The organism is Acidovorax sp., from assembly GCF_046314175.1.
Classification (GTDB): Bacteria; Pseudomonadota; Gammaproteobacteria; order Burkholderiales; family Burkholderiaceae_C; genus Acidovorax.
Window position 1 is genome coordinate 32679 of the sequence record NZ_JBKBXG010000059.1, and the last position, 656, is coordinate 33334.

Here is a 656-nt window from a genome sequence, read left to right on the forward strand (position 1 = left end):
GCGCTACAACTTGGCGACCCCACGGGGATTCGAACCCCGGTACTCACCGTGAAAGGGTGATGTCCTAGGCCTCTAGACGATGGGGTCAAAACCTTGGAACTAACCGTTAACAAACTTTGGTGGAGGTAAACGGGATCGAACCGATGACCTCTTGCATGCCATGCAAGCGCTCTCCCAGCTGAGCTATACCCCCAAAATTTCTCTGGCTTACACCAAAGAAAAACCCTTGCATATCAAAGACCTGCAAGGGTTTTGACTGGCGGAGTGGACGGGACTCGAACCCGCGACCCCCGGCGTGACAGGCCGGTATTCTAACCAACTGAACTACCACTCCTGGCAGGCAGCTTTTGCTTGCATCTTTTCAACACAAGCCAAGCGCTACAACTTGGCGACCCTACGGGGATTCGAACCCCGGTACTCACCGTGAAAGGGTGATGTCCTAGGCCTCTAGACGATAGGGTCAAAACCTTGGAACTAACCGTTAACAAACTTTGGTGGAGGTAAACGGGATCGAACCGATGACCTCTTGCATGCCATGCAAGCGCTCTCCCAGCTGAGCTATACCCCCACTTAATGACTCGAAACACACCGTGTTTGTTGTCATCATCTGAGCCTTGAATTATAGACAGATTTTTAGCGGTTTCGCAAACGCGCTA

The 656-nt window shown here is 52.0% G+C and carries 5 tRNA genes; all 5 read right to left on the minus strand.

From position 1 onward, the window contains the following. Positions 1 to 11: 11 nt before the first annotated feature. Positions 12 to 87, minus strand: a tRNA-Glu gene (locus ACK4OE_RS16950). A gap of 30 nt (positions 88 to 117) precedes the next feature. Continuing rightward, positions 118 to 193: transfer RNA gene (locus ACK4OE_RS16955), tRNA-Ala, on the minus strand. Positions 194 to 257: 64 nt separating this feature from the next. Further along, positions 258 to 334, minus strand: a tRNA-Asp gene (locus ACK4OE_RS16960). A gap of 52 nt (positions 335 to 386) precedes the next feature. Next, positions 387 to 462: transfer RNA gene (locus tag ACK4OE_RS16965), tRNA-Glu, on the minus strand. A gap of 30 nt (positions 463 to 492) precedes the next feature. After that, positions 493 to 568 (minus strand) — tRNA-Ala (locus tag ACK4OE_RS16970). Positions 569 to 656 lie beyond the last annotated feature (88 nt).